General features: G+C 47.2%; 12 protein-coding genes. All 12 read left to right on the top strand.

Annotated features, from left to right (window positions below; translation table 11 throughout):
• Positions 1-42: 42 nt before the first annotated feature.
• The 12 genes from OXH39_06060 (at position 43) to OXH39_06005 (ending at position 18,127) form a co-directional block, all read left to right on the top strand.
• Positions 43-3,507 carry a helicase-related protein gene (locus tag OXH39_06060; GenBank protein MCY3550008.1) on the top strand — a complete coding sequence of 1,155 codons (3,465 nt, stop codon included), beginning with the start codon at positions 43-45 and terminating at the stop codon, positions 3,505-3,507.
• 5 nt (positions 3,508-3,512) lie between these two features.
• The gene (locus OXH39_06055; protein ID MCY3550007.1) at positions 3,513-4,775 is read left to right on the top strand and encodes an AAA family ATPase; all 1,263 of its coding nucleotides are present in this window, start codon (positions 3,513-3,515) and stop codon (positions 4,773-4,775) included.
• On the top strand, positions 4,772-5,650 hold the full coding sequence (locus tag OXH39_06050) for a hypothetical protein (protein MCY3550006.1): 879 nt from the start codon (positions 4,772-4,774) through the stop codon (positions 5,648-5,650). Before OXH39_06055 ends, OXH39_06050 begins: the two co-directional genes overlap by 4 nt.
• 87 nt (positions 5,651-5,737) lie before the next feature.
• Positions 5,738-6,748, top strand: a complete 1,011-nt coding sequence (locus OXH39_06045; GenBank protein ID MCY3550005.1) for a hypothetical protein — start codon at positions 5,738-5,740, stop codon at positions 6,746-6,748.
• Between the two features lie 12 nt (positions 6,749-6,760).
• Entirely contained in the window at positions 6,761-9,691 is a 2,931-nt protein-coding gene (locus OXH39_06040; protein ID MCY3550004.1) for a DUF1156 domain-containing protein, read from the top strand.
• Between the two features lie 100 nt (positions 9,692-9,791).
• Positions 9,792-10,079 carry a nucleotidyltransferase family protein gene (locus OXH39_06035; protein ID MCY3550003.1) on the top strand — a complete coding sequence of 96 codons (288 nt, stop codon included), beginning with the start codon at positions 9,792-9,794 and terminating at the stop codon, positions 10,077-10,079.
• Positions 10,080-10,099: 20 nt separating this feature from the next.
• Positions 10,100-13,468, top strand: a complete 3,369-nt coding sequence (locus tag OXH39_06030; GenBank protein MCY3550002.1) for a DUF499 domain-containing protein — start codon at positions 10,100-10,102, stop codon at positions 13,466-13,468.
• Between the two features lie 74 nt (positions 13,469-13,542).
• Positions 13,543-14,106: a HEAT repeat domain-containing protein gene (locus OXH39_06025; protein ID MCY3550001.1), complete on the top strand. Its 564-nt coding sequence runs from the start codon at positions 13,543-13,545 to the stop codon at positions 14,104-14,106.
• A 333-nt stretch (positions 14,107-14,439) separates the two neighbouring features.
• Positions 14,440-14,997 (top strand): sigma-70 family RNA polymerase sigma factor, encoded by a 558-nt coding sequence (locus OXH39_06020; GenBank protein ID MCY3550000.1) that lies wholly within the window; start codon positions 14,440-14,442, stop codon positions 14,995-14,997.
• 16 nt (positions 14,998-15,013) lie between these two features.
• Positions 15,014-15,733: a hypothetical protein gene (locus tag OXH39_06015; GenBank protein MCY3549999.1), complete on the top strand. Its 720-nt coding sequence runs from the start codon at positions 15,014-15,016 to the stop codon at positions 15,731-15,733.
• Between the two features lie 205 nt (positions 15,734-15,938).
• Positions 15,939-16,970, top strand: a complete 1,032-nt coding sequence (locus tag OXH39_06010) for an ABC transporter ATP-binding protein (protein ID MCY3549998.1) — start codon at positions 15,939-15,941, stop codon at positions 16,968-16,970.
• 158 nt (positions 16,971-17,128) lie between these two features.
• Positions 17,129-18,127, top strand: coding sequence for a dipeptide ABC transporter ATP-binding protein (locus OXH39_06005; protein MCY3549997.1), 999 nt, complete (start codon positions 17,129-17,131; stop codon positions 18,125-18,127).

The following is an 18,127-nucleotide window of genomic DNA, read 5'->3' as shown; positions in this document are numbered from 1 at the left end:
GATTTTCTAATCTAAAGTACAAGGCATTTTCAGACGGTAGAAATGAGTTCCGTAGCACAGCAAACAGACGTAATCCATATACGTGATCTCCATCCTGGTATATTGCTGATTGACACGTACCAGAACAAGGAAAGGGTAATCCGTCGAGTTGAGTCACACGATACGTTTGTCCAACTCTTTTTTGAAAACGATGACCAACCGCTTACCTGCTCTATTGAACAACTGCAGTCCCGTTTTGAGTTTGTATCGGACGCTTTTCGCGCAGATGCCAATCTGGTGAGACTTGTTGCTGAAGCACATAGGCTTCAACACGCCTATCTGTTTAACCCAATCTTTGCGACTGAAACGTCGTTGATTGATCCGCTGCCACACCAATTCATTGCCGTTTATGAACACCTATTGAAGCATAATCCTTTGCGATTCCTATTGGCTGACGATGCCGGTGCCGGAAAAACGATCATGACAGGACTCTATATCCAAGAAGCGTTACTCCGGCGGCAAGTGGAACGTGTGCTCGTTGTACCACCAGCGGGACTGATTGGGAACTGGGAACGCGAATTGCGAGTCTGTTTTCGACTCCAATTTCGCATTCTGTCCAGTGCTGATGCAGCAGATACCAATCCCTTTACTAATCCTGAAAATCGCTTAGCCATTATTAGCCTTGATACCTTACGGAAGGATCGAATGCAGGACTATCTGCTTGAAGCACAACCCTATGATCTGGTCGTTTTTGACGAAGCACATAAACTCTCTGCACGATACGAGGCGGATGGAACAATAGAAAAATCAAAGCGGTATGAACTTGCTGAGCGAATCGCTGATCAACAGAAGAATCTGTTGTTGCTCACCGCAACACCGCATATGGGAAAAGATGACGCTTACTATTTCTTATGGCGGCTACTTTTACCTGAGCACCTCGCAGCACAAAATGCCTTTACTCGGTTGACTGACGAAGAGAAGTCTAAACATCTACTCCGACGTATGAAGGAGGAGATGATCACCTTTGATGAGAAACCTATCTACCCGCCGCGGCGGAGTCAAACCATCGCCTATCCACTCAAGCAAGGAGAGATAAGCGAGCAATCACTCTATGATGCCGTCACAGCATATTGTGAAAAATATTTCGATCTGGCTGGTCAATACAACCGAAGTGCAGCAAAAATGGCAATGATGATTTTACAAAGACGGCTTGCCAGTTCAACTTTTGCGCTGCTGCGGAGTCTTATCAGACGTGCAGAAAAACTCCAAATCACGCTTCGTAATCTCAAAGATGGAAGGTTGTCAACAGAGGAACTGGAAAAAGCACAAGCGAAACTTTCGGATGCGGATATCAGAGAAGAAAAGACGGGCGATGAGGAAGAGCCTGTTGACGGAAAGGAAGAGGCAGAACAAGTCGATGAGGATTTTGAGCGCGCAACTGCTGCACGTTCAATTGTTGATCTTGAAACTGAAGTTGATCATGTTGAAAACTTGGTTGAATTGGCAAGAAAAGTTTACAACCTGAGATCTGAAAGCAAGTTTGAGAATCTATGGGAGGCATTAACGGAATATCCAGACGAGAAAGTTCTTATTTTCACTGAGCATCGCGACACGATGAATTTTATCATTGAACGTTTAGAGGCATTGGGCTTTACCGGAAAAGTTGCCCAAATCCACGGTGGTATGAGATATAGCGAACGTGAGAAACAAGTCGAGTTCTTTCGTGACCCGAAGGGTGCACAATATCTTGTCGCAACCGATGCTGCTGGGGAAGGTATCAACCTTCAATTCTGTTGGCTCATGGTGAACTACGATATTCCGTGGAATCCTGCTAGACTTGAACAACGCATGGGGCGAATTCACAGATACAAGCAGACACGCAAGGTAGTTTTGCTAAATCTCGTTGCTGAAGATACGCGCGAAGGCCGCGTGCTGAAAGTGCTGCTGGAAAAGATGCAAAACATGCGCGAAGAATTGGATGATGATAAGGTCTTTGATGTCATTGGGCAACAGTTCAGTCAAGTCTCTTTGAAGGAACTTATCACGAAAGCCATTGTGGAAAATCAAACCGATGCCTCAATCCAGACGATCAACACACAATTTACATCGGAAAATATACAAAAGCAGCTTGAAGGACGGCAGAGATCGGTTGTTAGTAGCGAAGTCAAACGTTTACTCGGAAATGTCCAAAATCAAAGAGAATCCGCCGAAACGCTACGTATGTTGCCCGCTTATGTCCGTAGTTTCTTTGAAGACGCTGCACCACTACTTGGTTATCGAGTTAACGGTGATATTGAGACAATTTTTAAGTTATCCCGTTGCCCTGTGTCTGTTCAAAGTGCCATTGATGGATATCCATCTCAGTTACGCGATCGGTTAACATTCTCACGTGAACTCGCACTGCCTGTTGGATCTGAAAAACCAGAGGCTATTTTTCTGCACCCTGGTGAACCAATTTTTGATGCAATTCGCTTCTGCTTTTTGGAAAAATTCGACATTGAAGGTGAGCGCGGGGCAGTCTATTTCGATCCACAAGCGGATGAACCGTATCTGTTCTATTTGGCGAGAATACCTGTGATACGGCAAACGGATGACAGACCTCAGGTTCTTGATGAAATGCTTGTCGGAATCAAACGTTTTGCGGATGGACGATGTGAAGAAACACCCGCGCATCTCTTGTTGACCCTGATGCCACGGGCAGAACAACACAGCATACCTGCAACTTTGTCCGCTGAATGGATTAACCGCGCTGACGAAATGCAACCTATTGAAAATTCCGTCTGTGAAAACATCGGAAATCCAAAGCTTTCTCACATCCGAGATGCGCTCCATCTTGAGTTGGAAAACAAAAAGAGGCAAATTCAGGTTTCATCTAACTTGCGGAAAGCAGAACTTCTTGAACAACGACGCGACCTCAGAGAGGCTGTTGCTAAAAGCGTACCGGCAGCGCAGACGAAACTGAACAACTGTGAGAACGAACTCAATGCCCTTCCTACGAAACGTGAACAAGCAGTGGCAAGTCTTACTGAGGAAATTGAAAATACTCAATTAGGTCCCGTAGTTGTCTATGTTCGTGCCTTTGTTACTGAATCTCCAACTGAAGAATTCCCGACAAAGACACTACGAGATGCCGAGGCTATCGCTATCAAGACTGCTATAGAACATGAACGCAAGCGTGGTGCTGAAGTCAAAGATGTCTCTAATCCGAGCCTCAAAAAAGGGTTTGACTTACAATCCAGACACTCAAACGGTGAGGTACGTTATATTGAAGTCAAAGGACGTACAGGAATTGCGGGTGTTGAATTGACAGCAAACGAATGGAGGCAAGCCATGAATCATCGCGATCGGTACTGGCTCTATGTGGTCTATCATTGTGATACTGAACCACAGTTACACCGATGCCAAGATCCTTTTGAAACTCTGACCGAAAAGGCCACAGGAAGCATACGGATCAATGCCGGTGACATCATGAGAAACTCGGATATAGAGGCATTCAATTCAAACGTCAATCCAACCATAAGAGGGTAGATTAAATGTTTCTCAAATCAATCCGTTTGAACAATGTCAAATGTTTTTCTGATATTGCTCTACCATTTGAAGACGAGAATGGCGGCACCCGCAAGTGGACCCTCTTGCTGGCTGAAAATGGCATGGGTAAGAGTACACTTCTGAAAGTTATTGCCTTGATAACTGGGGGTAGTGACGCGATAACGGATCTGTTAGGAGAACCCTCCGACTGGGTCCGGTCCGAAACGCGCGGATGTGAAATCTCTGCCGTTTTGGTTACAACGGAAGGAGAGGAACGCGAGATTCGCTTACAGATCGCGCCCGAAGATACCCGCACTGATGTCATCAAGAAAAACGAACAGAGTCTCGCCTGGCTTGATAAGGCACTCAAAGGGAAAAAGGAGGACTACTTTGTTCTCGGTTTCGGTGCGTCCCGCCATCTCAATACAGCAAACAGTCGAAGAACAAAGACATCGGAATTCACAAACAAAAGAGCACAACGCGTCGCTACCCTATTCGACCCTAATGCGACCACCAAATCGATCGATTCTTGGGCAATGGACCTCGACTACAGAGGAAACGGCACTGCATTGGAAACCGTCCGAAAGGTACTCAGCAAGCTACTACCGAAGATAAAGTTTCACAGCATTGATAAACAGAAGGGGCACTTACTGTTTGATACTCCAGATGGTATTGTGCCGTTACATTGTCTCAGCGACGGGTATCTCGCAATGGCAGCTTGGATAGGCGACTTGTTGTTCCAAGTTTCAGAAGTCTCTGGTGATTCACAGGAAAAACCGCTTACCGCAAAGGGACTCCTCCTCATTGATGAGATTGACCTGCATCTCCATCCAAAGCGGCAACGCCAACTATTATCACTTCTTGACAAATGGTTACCGAATTTTCAGTTCGTTGCAACGACGCACTCGCCCATGGCCGCGCAACAGGCAGGTGAAGGGGAACTTCACTATTTGATGCGCGAAAGAGGGAAAATTCGCCTCTATCCATTTTCCGGTGCCCCTAACACGCTCCTTTTACACCAACTGGTAATGTCTCCCGCGTTCGGGTTAGATACCGATGAGTCAAAATCGGTTGAGGACATGAAGAATCGATACCGGACTCTCCGAGACAAAGCGGACCTGTCGGCTAAGGAGCAAGCAGAATTGGATAAACTAACTACCGTCATTACTGAACTGCCCTTTGGCGGTAGAGCAAGTATGATACTTTCTGAAGATCATGAGCAGCTCCTGCGAAAAATTGAGAAAGAATTGCAGGAGGATAGGGTATGATACCCTTAACGAGAGTTCGCACGGAAAGTACCATCCATCACAACTTTTACGGTCAAAAAAAGAAGGCATTTGAAAAGGAATTGTTGCTCAATCAGCGACGCATCAGGCGCGGTGAGATTCAAAAACACACTTTCAACAGCAACCGTTGGAAGCCAGCAAAAAAACAACTCCTTGCCGAGACAGGCGGCAAATGTGCCTACTGTGAAGCACCAACTTCGATGATTGCCTTCGGAGATGTTGAGCATTATCGCCCCAAAAGCAGCTATTGGTGGCTCGCCTATTGCTATGACAATTATCTTGTTTCATGTCAACTTTGTAATCAGGGGTTCAAGAAGGATGCTTTCCCGATCCAAAATCGAAAAATGCAGAGTACGGTAATTCGTCGTGACACAACAGATACGTATATAACCTCTAAAGTTGGAAAAATTGTCCCTAATCCACTAAATCAAGATGAAGTTAATGATTTCATTCGCGAACATAAACAGGAACGCCCGCTCCTGCTCAACCCTTATTTCGATGATCCAGTTGAATATTTTGCATGGCGCGCTGATGATGTCCTGAGAGAAGTTGAAATCACTCCTAACTCTGAAAATTTCCAAGTTGAGGTCATCATTAACACTGAAAACCCTGAAGTTGAACCTATTGCTGCAGCATCTATCCAGCACTACGGTTTGAATCGCACAGAACTCAAATCAAGGAGATACGGTGTTTACTCTTCGTATAGTATCCACAGAGCTACGCTTGAAGATGATGGTATCAGTCCGGAAACTCGGATCCGCAACAGAAAAGCTATAGAAAGAATGATGTTATCTGGAGCACCCTTTGCTGGTATGATTCGCTACTTCGATGCACTTTCTCCTATACCGGAAGGCTGAGTTTATGAGAAAATCAATGGAGAGTATAGTCGTACGGACACCCGCGTCTTTCGCATACCGCACCCTGCACCAAATCAGGAGAAAATTATGAAAAATCAAGAGCGAAACGCCGACTCACCTAAATTCACAGAACAAATTATCAGAGCATTCGGTATTGACCCCGCAGAGATTCCGAGTTGGGAGACGTTGTCGCTCGGCCAACTCTATGCCTTCTTAAGCCGCCACCCCTCACTGAACGAACTTTATGAGGCAGATGCAAATGCCGAACGGAACCGCCGGATGGACGTGTTAGACGACCTCCGCGCAATGTGGCACTATGAGGAAGACGGCGGCGCACCTACACCTGACGAACTGAAACACTACGGCGAGGCTGCATGGGCCGCAATTGAAGAAATACTCCAAGATGCTAACAAGGAAGGACGCGCCCTATTGGAAAGTTACACACTTGATATACCAACAGGAACCGAGCGGTGGACACCTAACAATATCCGCCGCGCTACCGCACTTTTACAGATACCCCTCCAACATGATTGGGAAGGCTTTAGTGAAGTCTGGGATGTCATGCGATTTGAGATACTTGAGGGGCAGCTGGACACGCTTGTTCAGCGGCTGGACACGCAGGAAATGTTAACGGGACGCTGGAAAGCGCGCCCGCAAAACACGATGGCAGAGACACCCGTCGGGGCCTTACGCCGGCGGATCAGTGCTGAATTGCCACCCCCGGGCTTCTTCGCGAATGAGGCAGAAGCCCAAGCCTTCGATGCCTTTCAACAAGCGTTTGGGTTTTTCTTAGATGACGCGTACGCTGAAAAAACCATGCATGCACTCGGCGTTTGGCAGCCAAGCGGGGCATGGTATAGTGGTGTGAATGTCAAAGAATTGGACACCTATATGCAAAAAGTCGCGGAAACCCTATTACAAACGGAAGATTTTCCAAAAAACTTAACGCAAGTAAAGCAAAAGGGGGGGGTAGAAGTAGAAATTCCGCATCAAACAAAGCAGCGCGCATTGAAGTTCCTGAAGGCACTGCAGCACTACGAGGAAACGGTCGGCATTACCGCCTCCGACGATACCCATTCCCCGGCGAATGTAGAGTAGGAGGAAACCACATTGCCACGTAGACTCATTGAAGAAGCCTTTCCACTGAAAAAAGTCTCCGAAGACTCAAAACATGAAAAGAACCCACGACCGCGCCCCGGTCACATTTCTACACTACACATGTGGCCCGCTCGCCGTCCGCTCGCCGCATGCCGCGCTGTCACAATAGCGACATTGCTACCAGATCCCGAAGATGCGGAAGAAAAAATGAAGGTGGAATACACACGTCTTTCCGGTTCACCACTACCTGAAAAACAGCGTGAATACTTGTGTGACGATTTGATTGCTTCATTAACACGGTGGGGAGATGAGAATGGACATGGCAATTGGAACGTAAAGGATAAAAAAGGACGTTGGTTGAATAAACTCCGAATCGCCAGAGAACTCATTTTGATGGCGTATGAAGGAAACCCACCAAAAATTTTAGATATGTTTGCCGGTGGGGGCGCGATTCCCTTTGAGGCAATGCGCCTCGGTTGTGAAGTCACCGCAAGCGACTATAATTCAGTGGCGTGGTTCCTGCTCAAATGTACACTTGAATATCCACAACGTCTCGCTGGAAAAACCGCTCCGCTCCCCGATCTCAACCTTGATGAAAAACCTAATCTGAAAAACGGAGACCTCGCCGATCATGTCCGTCTATGGGCACAATGGGTTTTGGAAAATGCTGAAAAAGAACTTATCCAATACTATCCTGAGGTTGATGGTAAAACAGTGGTCGCCTATCTCTGGGCGAGAACTATTCCGTGCCAAGATCCACAGTGTGGAGCAACTATTCCGCTGCTTAAGACGCTGTGGGTTTGCAAACAAGCGGAGAAAATGCTTCCAGACACAGAGAAAAATAGAAGCCGTTCCGATTTCATGCGGTTAGAAAAAACAAGGAGCAAAACTAAAGTCGTTATCAACAGGAAACGGGCACTCAAACTTTACCCAGATCCTAAGACAAAACGTGTACGATTTGAGATTATCACACCTAAAAATGCAGATGATGTTGGCCAACCTACAAGGTTAGGATCAAATGTGATCTGTCCATTTTGCGGTGCACAACAACCGGCAAATTACATTAAGACTTGTGGTCAGGAAAGCAAATTCAAGGCACAAATGACAGCGGTTGTGTATCAAGAATCGTATGGTGATGAGTACCGAGCACCTACCCAAGCGGATATTGACGGTGCTGATGTGTCAAAAGAAGCGTTGGAAGCAATAGCTGATCAGATTCCTTATGGAATTCCTAATGAGCCTTTGCCAAGCAAAGAAAGACACCGAGCGGTTGGTTCGCAGTTACCCGATTACGGCTTTAAAACATGGGAAAGTCTCTTTACATTACGGCAATTATTGTCATTGATGACCTTTGTGAAATGGACACGTGCAGCATGGGTAGAAATGGAGAATGCTGGCTATTTTGCAGACTGGCGTGAAGCGATTCAAGCGTATTTGGGCATTTTAACGAATAGACTTGCTAACTACACTAGCACGATTTGCATCTGGGAAACAGCTACAGGAGCAATCAAACAGGTGTTTCTCCGATATGCTCTTCCAATAACATGGGATTTCGCAGAGAGTAATCCACTTTCTCATCGAAATAGATATTATAGAGGATCCATCAATTCTGTTGAGCGCGTGCTGCGAAAAAATTGTATGAATTTGCTCTCGGAACTTCATTGTCCCGATATCCTAAATTTACCTGCACAACGAGGCCTTAAAGGTTTTGCTGATGCAATTATTACCGATCCCCCTTATTATGATGCAATTCCTTATGCAGATATCTCTGATTTTTTTTACGTGTGGCTCCGTCGTTCAATTGGTGATCGATTTCCAAGTATTTTTGATAATTTACTTACTCCAAAAGTGGAGGAACTTGTTCAACATCATAAAACAGGGGTACGAGGAAAAATTGGTAAACAATTTTATGAAAATGGTATGGCAGAAAGTTTCCAGGCAGCTCATGACTCATTAGATGTTAATGGTAGGATAGTAATTGTATTCGCTCACAAATCCCCAGAAGCATGGGAAACTCTTGTTAGAGCAATGATTGAAGCAGGTTTGGTGGTTACAGCATCATGGCCTATTGATACGGAGCTACAGGGAGGACTTAAGGTGAAAATCGCTGCACTCGCAACGTCGCTATGGCTCGTCTGTCGGAAGCGTTCCACAAAAGCGAAAGCAGGACATTACGGCAAAGTCAAACGCGAAATGCAGAAACGGATTACCGAACGCCTCCGCTATTTCTGGGACCAAGGCATCCGAGGCCCCGACTTCGTCTGGGCTGCCATAGGCCCCGCTCTGGAAAGTTACTCCAGCCACAAAGAGGTCAAACGTCTGGATGGGAAGGTCTTCACTGTAACAGAATTTCTCACAGAGGTGCGGCGGATGGTGACCGACTTCGCATTGGGTCAAATACTGCACGGTGCAAGCACGGAAGCATTGGACGAATGGACGCGTTACTATCTGATGCATAAGGACTACTTCAGGACAGAAAACGCCCCCGTGGGCGAGTGTATCCTCTTGGCACAAGGCTATGGGGTGCCCCTCGACGATCTACGTGCCGCACAGACTGGCATTTTGAAGAAGGCTAGCTCCGGCAATGCCCTCAAACTCCTTGGACACACCGAACGCACTTCGGACCGAATCGGCTATGCCCACACGTCGGGAAAAATTCCGATGATAGATATGATTCACAAAGTTATGAAACTTTGGGACGCTGGTGAAAGCGCGCAAATCAACGCCTACTTCCACGAGTATGGACTGCAAGAGAACCCGCTTTTCAAGGCTGTCGTTCAGGCACTCATTGAAACGAGTCCGCAAGGTTCCAGTGAAAGGTCGCTTTTGGAGACGCTCATCAATTATGAACCGGGAGAACCGGTAAGCGGCGTTTCCGGTCCTGGACGCTCAGACTCTGACGTAGTCCAACCCGAGCTTCCACTTGGCGAAGGTTCGTCGTAAAAGCGATCGTCTTTTTTTCGTTGACTTTCGCTGTCAAACTGTGTTAAACTACACGACACGATAAGAGGACAGCACGAAGGTAATAAAAAGGAATTGCATCATGATTGAAGCACTAAAAAAAATAGTTGCAGAAGAGAAGGACGAAATCCGTCAGCAGTACAAGGCACAAATTAAAGCCGTCTTCGGTTCCTACGCGCGTGGCGATTTCGAGGCAGATAGCGATTTGGATCTTTTGGTGGATATGGATGCTGGTGCTACGCTGTTCGATCTTGTGCGGCTCCAACACTTTTTGGAGGATAGACTCGGATGTAAGGTGGATGTGGGAACGCGAAACTCACTCCGAGAGGAGCTGCGGGAGTCCGTGTTCAGCGAAGCTATATATCTATGACCTGGAAGAGGAATAAGCGCATGGACAATAACGCGTGGCATGAACATTGTGTTTTAAGAGACGATGTCCGACAAGGCACACTCGAACTTGCAGAATTCGCAGCGGATCTCTATGCAGTGCGAATGAAAGATGCCCCAAACGTCTATCAAATCCCCACGCTCTTTTTTGACCGCACCTATCCGACCTACAATCTTAAAAGATTAGCGCGAGATGTCCTTCAGCGGTTAGCTGGGCAAGGCGGCAACCCCGTTATCACCGTTCAAGTCGCTTACGGTGGTGGAAAAACCCATGCACTGATTGCTCTCTTGCATCTGGCTGAGCAAGGTTCTAAATTCCAAACACATCCCACCGTGCAGGAGTTTATGGGTTTTAGCGGTTTAGACACGTTGCCTCAAACAAGAGTCGCACTTCTACCTTTTGACAAATTCGATGTCATAAACGGGCTTTTGGTGGTTGGGCCTGACGGTAAGCAGCATCGGGTTAAAACGCCCTGGGGGGCGTTAGCATACCAACTCGCTGGCGATGAAGGGCTCGCAATCGTCGCTGAGCATGAAGCGGATTATATCAACCCTGCTGAACAGACGCTTGTTGACCTGCTTAAAGTGCCACAGAACGAGGGGCTATCCACCCTCATTTTGCTTGACGAAGCCCTCATGTACACGCGCGCTGCTGTCAATGATGACCCAAAGCGATTCGGAATGCTTCAGGATTTCTTCCAAGCCCTTACGCAGGCCGTTGAAAAGGTGGATAGTGCTTCAATTGTAGCGAGTCTCATTACCTCTGATATTATTGCAGACGATCCGACCGGCGTTCGTGTGCTAAATATGTTGGAAGGCGTATTTCGTCGGTTGGAAGAAACCTTTGAACCTGTCTCACGAGGAGACGTTTCAGAATTGCTCCGACGGCGATTGTTTGAGTTTGTCCCCACCGAAAAGGAACGCCGTACCGTTGTGGATAGCCTTGTTGCATCAAGGCAAACATTGCCCATCCGTGAGTCTCATAAGGATCAAGAGGCGTATGATGAACTCCTGAGCTCTTATCCATTTCACCCGGACCTCATAGAGATTTTCTATCAGAAATGGACACAACTCAGTAACTTCCAGGGGACGCGTGGCATGTTTCGGACATTCGCACTTCTCTTGAGAGAAGCTGCCGGAAAAGATATTGCAGCTTTCGTAGGGCCGAACGCCTTACTTGCTACGAATGCCGAACTCTCGGATGCTGTCCAAGAACTCATTAAAGCCTGTGATGAAGGCAATCAGTGGACACCCATTCTCACGGGAGAGCTCGAAAGAGCCCGCGCGATTCAGAAAGACTTACCGCTCCTCACAGCCCGAGAAGTTGAAGCCGCTGTCATTACCACCTTTTTGCATTCACAACCGGCCGGACAGAAAGCAGAATGGGCAGACCTCTACCTCCTGCTTGCACACGCCGATATTGACCTGATGTCCGTAGAGAAAGGGCTTTCTGAATGGCGAGAAGCCTCCTGGTTTCTGAAAGAAAACGATAATAACTGGGCTTTGGGAACCACTCCCAATCTGACCAACATGCACGTCCGCGCAATGGCGAGAATCAATGACGACCAAATCACTGAAGATGTGATGAAGCGGATAAGAGATGCCGCTTTGGGCCGAAACACAGATGAGGTCAAACCTCATACATTACCAGATTCGCCTGCTGATGTTCCCGATACCCCTGAACTTCGCTTTGTGATTGTCGGTCCCGAATATACCGCAGTACCCGGTGAAGACATTTCCGAATCAATTACCGCGTTTTTCAAAAGAACCTATCAAAACAGTGTCATTGTCCTTGCTCCTGAGAACTCGTTATTAGCAGGATTGCGACAACGCATCCGTAGAATTCTTGGATGGCAGAATATCGAGACTGGTGACGATATGAGTCTTTTGAATGGATCGCAGGAGGCACTACTTTTACAACGCAAGCAAGACGACCAAGCCAACATTTTAGAGTCGATTATATCAGTTTATAGCGTCCTGATTTCCGTTGATGAAAATGGCGACATTAAAGCAAATTCATTACCACCGGGCACAGATTCACCTTTTGAACGGGTCAAAACCACTTTGATAGCTGAAGACAGACTGCTAACAACCTCGCTTGATCCAGATCTGCTCACACCGGAAAGTTACTTTGATATCTGGGGAGAAAATGAAACTGCCAAACCTGTTCAAGGGTTATATGGTATGTTTGCCAGCCTTCCCCGTCTACCGCGTCTGCTAAACCGACGGGTATTCGTTGATACGCTTCGGCGCGGTGTTACGGAGGGTCGGATTGTGCTACGCACCGTCCGTCCGGATGGTTCACAGTATACCCATTGGCGTGAAGCACCCGCTGCTGACGAGGATTTCTGGAGCAAAGCGTTAGAAATCGTTCCGATTGAATACGCAGAACTCCACAACCTTAGTCCTGAGTTATTAACTCCGGGCCAACTACCGGAGTTATGGCAAAGTGATAATTCCGTTACAACGGTAGGTGCGATCCGCGAATTCTTCAACGGAGACGAAGTGCCCAAACTCGCTTCTGACAATGTGCTTTTGGAAGCAATCCAGTCTGTTGTTCAAAACAGCTTACTCATGGCACGTCGTCAGGACAAAGCCTATCTTAAAGAACTCATTCCTGACACCGAGATAACTGACGATCTAGAATTGCTTGCGCCGTTAGAATCCGTTAGTGGTTCTGAACTCAACCACAACAACTTGCCTGATGCATGGGAGAACGGAACATCATCTGTCGGTAAGCTGATGGACGTGTTAGCCACACGCAAAGGCACGCCGATTCCGTGGTCACTGATTGTTGATGCTGTCACCGATGGTGTGTCTAAGAATCTCTTTGAATTTGCCAGTAAGGATGCCAAGTGGCCCTGTGATGCGGGGGTAGCCAATGGAGTCGGTTTAAAAGTTTCACAAGCACTTGTGAGAATAACACCGAAGGATCTCATTGGCGAGGAGGCAAAATCCGCATGGACATTCGGTCAGTCCACACTCGGATTGATTAAACAAGTACTTGAATCCAAGATAAGTGTTTCTATTCCTGATGATGTGTTTCGCGGTGCAGTCAAAGGGGCAATTGACAATAGATTAATCATTTCAAATGACAACAGGTTAGTCATTTTGGAAGGAGTGCTCCCAGACGACTTTTACGAAATTCCTGTGGAGCAGGCAGCGTGGGTCCGCCATACAGAATCATACCTTACGGAAATCGAAATTCAGAATTTGGCTGAAGCGGTTGCTGATTTGACTAACATCGCACCTGAACTCGACTTTAAGTTTCACATATCAATTACCGCTGAGGGTGAACCTCCATCAAGTGAAGTGCTGGAAAAGATAAATGAAGCACTTCAGAAGATCACAGATAAACTGAAGTTTGATTAAGAAGACCTATTAGCACTGATTAACTGGAAGAAGCCGAAAAACCTGTGTTACAATTCTAATAATGGAGGAAACAGATGCCAAAACATGGAATTCCGAAGCAAAAAAAAATGAGAGGCATGAACAAATATCAGAAGAATGCACATCGCCGACGTGAAGATCGGTTGCGCGGCAATGAGGTAGAATACTATCTCTCGCTTGCGTATTCTTCCAACCCGGATGATCGCGTTGAGGCAATGGATAATCTCTGTCCTTGTCATGTTCGGAAAAGTGTTGACAAAGTTTGGGTGGCACTCTACAAAGGGTTGGTTGATCCCGATCTGCGTGTCCGCAAAGCCGCGTGGCATACACTCGAGGACGGCGGGAATCCGAACGATCCGAGACTGCAACCGCTCCTTGAAAGGATCGCCAAAGAGGAAACCGATCAGAAACTCCGTCAAAGTGCACTTGACCTCATCGCTGCGACCCGAAAGGTTGAAGAACAGAAGGAGATGCTGTTGGGACAGAAAGCGCACACCTTTTCTGGACGATGCGATTGGTGTGGCGCGTCAAACGTGCCGGTCAGTTACGATTACGAAACCGAGCTTGAGACGAACGGTACCAAACGCTTCGCCTTGGTCTGTGAGGCGTGTGAAGTTTGACACTTCTGTTTGCTGGACACTGTCATCCGTGGCGTTCGCCAGAAAACTAACGATAATACAAACAATTGGTTCGTAGTTTCCTTTCTCCACCCTCAAAAACGGGAGAAAATAAAAAAACTTGAAGGAAAATCGATTCCGATACAACAAAACAGATAACATCCCATTTTTAAGGGATAGGAGTCGGGTGGTCCAAATTAGAAATATGTCTGTGAGAAGTTTTTGTATTCTTAGCCGCGAAGACGTAAGTCCGTAACGTAGTGGAGGGCTGGTTCTACGTGGGGGAACGTCAAGTATGAAATCCACTTTCACCGAACCGCAAGGTAAATTAGAAATATGATTCCTGATGATGTGTACGTACACAAAACAGTAGAAGGCGATGCCGAGGCATTCAACGAGCTCGTCAATCGGCATCATTCAAAGATTTATGGGCTTGCCTACCGGATGCTTGGTAATCCAGAAGATGCCGCCGACGCAACGCAGGAAACGTTTTTAGAGGCATACAAATCAATTAAATCGTTTCGATTTCAGTCGCAGTTCGGGACATGGTTATATAGTATCGGCATCAATACGTGCCAACAGCATATTCGTAAATCGCAATCGCATGAACGCAAGCTTACCGCTTACACCAGAGAAACAGAGATTGATAGTGTAGCTTCTGAAGAGGATTCACCTGAACGGTCGGTAATTAAGACCGAGCAAAGCGAGGTGGTACAAGGTGCTATTAGTCGTTTACCGGCAAAGCAACGCGAGGTTGTCACGCTTTATTATATGCAGCACCTTAAATACCGGGAAATTGCTGATATCTTAAAGTGCTCAGAGGGTACTGTGGCTTCACGGTTGAATCAGGCACTGAAAAATCTCAAGCGGAAGCTGAGCAAATATTATCTCTAAGGAAGGGGGTATCTCAATGAATTGCGAACAAACTCTTAACAATCTACCGTATCTTGTCGTGAAAAAGGATGCTCAGATGGCAGATCCGGTTTCTGAGGACGTTTCACGGCGTGCGCTTTTGGAACATCTGCGGACCTGTCCAGAATGCCAGATGGAATACGAAGCGTTGTGGAACACCGCGAATGTATTGGAGAACGCAGAGGAACCGATTCCACCACCAGAATTAGCCGGGAACATTCAACAACGCGTCCGACAACTCCACCGACGACGGCAACTCGCGTTCTTCGCGAATCCATTAGCGTGGTGTTTTGATCGGTTGAAGTTAGAACTTTCCCCGAGGCTTGTCAACGCCATTGCTCTGCTGTTCTATCTCGTTGCTTCCGGTTTTGTCCTCAAGGTTGCGTTCTTTACAGACTCTATAGAACCAGAGTTCGACTTAACTGCGATGGAAAAAACACGGCTCCAATACGTCAAAATCTCACCGTCTCCGTGGGCAGGGATTAAGAACACCGATACAAAAGTGGAGGACCCACACACGCAACAGCAATCAATAACGACTGTTCAGCACGATCCTGATTATTTCTTCAGTACAACGCCAGATGCGTCAAAGATGTGGCGCGCCAATACTGCAGCTTATGAGAAGCAGACAGGTGAAACCAGCGTCGTTAACTATTCGCAAGATGTTGCGAGCGAGAAACTTACTGTATTTTGGAATCATATTAAAACAGCGTTGTAAGGTTATAGTTCCGGTTTGTGGCGCATTCATTTTCGACGCTGACTTTTGAAATCCTTCCTTTTGCCCCGGCGCGGTTTAACGACCGCGCCTATATCCCCCTTTAGGTTTGTTTAAATACCCTTGCCAAATTTAAAAATTGACACGCGACTGCTTTTTGTGTATAATAGCCTAAAGTTTGGCACACCTTCTGAGGTAACCCAAGAGAATGGCTTCAGCAGAAAAAACATCTCACGAAAAACCGCTCCTGGAAATTTCTGGCTTAAAAACTGTCTTTCCAACAGACGATGGCATCGTGAACGCTGTAAGTGATGTCAGTTTTGAAATCGGTCCCGGACAGACCGTCGGCGTTGTCGGCGAAAGTGGCTGTGGAAAAAGCATCACTGGGCTATCCCTGCTGCAACTCGTGCCATCGCCCGGACGAATCGAAGCGGGCGAGATCTTATTTCATCGCAATGGTGATGAACCGCTGGATATCGCGCAAGTGTCGCCGAAGAGTGAATTGATGCGCCAAATCCGTGGCAACGAAATTGCCATCATTTTCCAGGAGCCGATGACTTCCCTCAATCCAGTTTATACTGTCGGAAACCAGATTGCCGAAGCAATTGTGTTACATGAGCAGGTTGATAAAAAAACGGCACGCGAACGCGCTATTGAAATGATTGCCCGTGTTGGCATACCTGCCCCTGCGCAACGCGTTGATGAATATCCGCACCAACTCTCCGGTGGTATGCGTCAACGTATCATGATTGCGATGGCACTCTGTTGTTCGCCCACGTTGCTCATCGCGGATGAACCGACAACAGCACTTGATGTGACGATCCAGGCACAGGTACTTGGTCTTATGCAAGAACTTCAGGCGGAAATGGGAATGGCGATTATGCTCATCACCCATGATCTTGGTGTTATTGCGGATATCGCGGATGAAGTCGTTGTCATGTACGCGGGGCGTGTCGTCGAAAGAGGCACCGTTGATGACATCTTCTATAATCCGTTGCACCCTTACACGCAGGGATTGCTAAAATCTATACCCATCCTTGGAAAAACGCCGCAAAAAACCTTGCCCTCTATACCCGGGACAGTGCCACATCCGTTGGGGCTGCCGGAGGGATGTTCATTTCAACCCAGATGTTCGGAACGGATGCCGGAATGTGAGCAGATGCCAGAACTCGCGGTCATCAACGGAGAATCGGAGAAAGGTGGGCATGCTGTCCGATGCTGGCTTCACACAGATCTTTAATTTTACCTTGCGGTTCAGTAAGGGGGGTTGGATATTGAAGTGCCTTTCCGTATATCTGAAGAAACGCCCAAGCAAAAACCTTCCATTACATTACAGGCTACATAATTTGGATTAATATATGAACCTATTTCTGATTTTCCTAAAATAAGAGATAAACAATGGCAAAACTGCTTCAAGTAAACAACCTAAGAAAATACTTTCCGATACAAAAAGGCATCTTTCAACGCACCATCGGTTATGTCAAGGCGGTCGATGGTATCAACTTCGACGTGCAACGCGGTGAAACGCTTGGTCTCGTTGGTGAGAGTGGTTGTGGAAAGACGACGGCTGGTCGATGTTTACTCCGGTTAATTCCACCGACAAGTGGAAGTTTCATTTTCGGCGAGGAACAGGTCGATCTGGCGAAATTGACACACCGAGAGATGCGCCCCTTTCGCAGACGCATCCAGATGATCTTCCAAGACCCACACGCATCGCTCAACCCACGGATGACGGTAGGAGATATCGTCGGGGAACCGATGCGCGTCAATCAGACCGAAAAAGGGACAGCACTTCAGGACCGAATTGTTGAGTTGCTGGAATCTGTAGGATTGAAATCACAGGATATGCGTCGTTATCCACACGCCTTCAGCGGTGGACAACGCCAACGTATCGGCATTGCGCGAGCGTTAGCACTCCAACCGGAACTCATCGTCGCAGATGAACCAGTATCTGCGTTGGATGTTTCCGTTCAAGCACAGATTCTCAACCTGCTCGCAGAACTCCGCGAAGAATTCAACCTCTCCTATATCTTTATCGCACATGACTTGAGCGTTGTTGAACATATCAGTGACCGTGTCGCAGTCATGTATCTCGGCAAAATTGTGGAGATCAGCGATGCTGAAACGCTCTATCAATCGCCGCAGCACCCCTACACTGAAGCGTTGATATCGGCTGTACCACTTCCCGATCCGAGCGCGCAGCGGAAACGTGAACACATTCGGCTTGAAGGCGATGTCCCCGATCCGTCTCAGCCACCGACTGGGTGCTATTTCCATCCACGGTGTCGTTATGCAACCGATCTATGTAAACAGGAAACACCTGAACTTCGTCAGGTGGCATCGGGTGTTCAGGTGGCATGTCACCACAGCGATACGCTGGAGTTACAGGGGGTTTAG

This window comes from Candidatus Poribacteria bacterium (genome assembly GCA_026702755.1).
Classification (GTDB): Bacteria; Poribacteria; WGA-4E; order WGA-4E; family WGA-3G; genus WGA-3G.
Note: the sequence above shows the minus strand (reverse complement) of the source record. Positions and strands in the feature narration are given on the sequence as shown.

What these genes read in the sequence shown, in the direction of transcription:
- OXH39_06025 (MCY3550001.1), top strand. Translation starts at nt 13,543, where the DNA reads ATGCCAAAACATGGAATTCCGAAGCAAAAAAAAATGAGAGGCATGAAC.
- OXH39_06010 (MCY3549998.1), top strand. Translation starts at nt 15,939, where the DNA reads ATGGCTTCAGCAGAAAAAACATCTCACGAAAAACCGCTCCTGGAAATT.
- OXH39_06015 (MCY3549999.1), top strand. Translation starts at nt 15,014, where the DNA reads ATGAATTGCGAACAAACTCTTAACAATCTACCGTATCTTGTCGTGAAA.
- OXH39_06035 (MCY3550003.1), top strand. Translation starts at nt 9,792, where the DNA reads ATGATTGAAGCACTAAAAAAAATAGTTGCAGAAGAGAAGGACGAAATC.
- OXH39_06050 (MCY3550006.1), top strand. Translation starts at nt 4,772, where the DNA reads ATGATACCCTTAACGAGAGTTCGCACGGAAAGTACCATCCATCACAAC.
- OXH39_06005 (MCY3549997.1), top strand. Translation starts at nt 17,129, where the DNA reads ATGGCAAAACTGCTTCAAGTAAACAACCTAAGAAAATACTTTCCGATA.
- OXH39_06045 (MCY3550005.1), top strand. Translation starts at nt 5,738, where the DNA reads ATGAAAAATCAAGAGCGAAACGCCGACTCACCTAAATTCACAGAACAA.
- OXH39_06020 (MCY3550000.1), top strand. Translation starts at nt 14,440, where the DNA reads ATGATTCCTGATGATGTGTACGTACACAAAACAGTAGAAGGCGATGCC.
- OXH39_06055 (MCY3550007.1), top strand. Translation starts at nt 3,513, where the DNA reads ATGTTTCTCAAATCAATCCGTTTGAACAATGTCAAATGTTTTTCTGAT.
- OXH39_06060 (MCY3550008.1), top strand. Translation starts at nt 43, where the DNA reads ATGAGTTCCGTAGCACAGCAAACAGACGTAATCCATATACGTGATCTC.
- OXH39_06030 (MCY3550002.1), top strand. Translation starts at nt 10,100, where the DNA reads ATGGACAATAACGCGTGGCATGAACATTGTGTTTTAAGAGACGATGTC.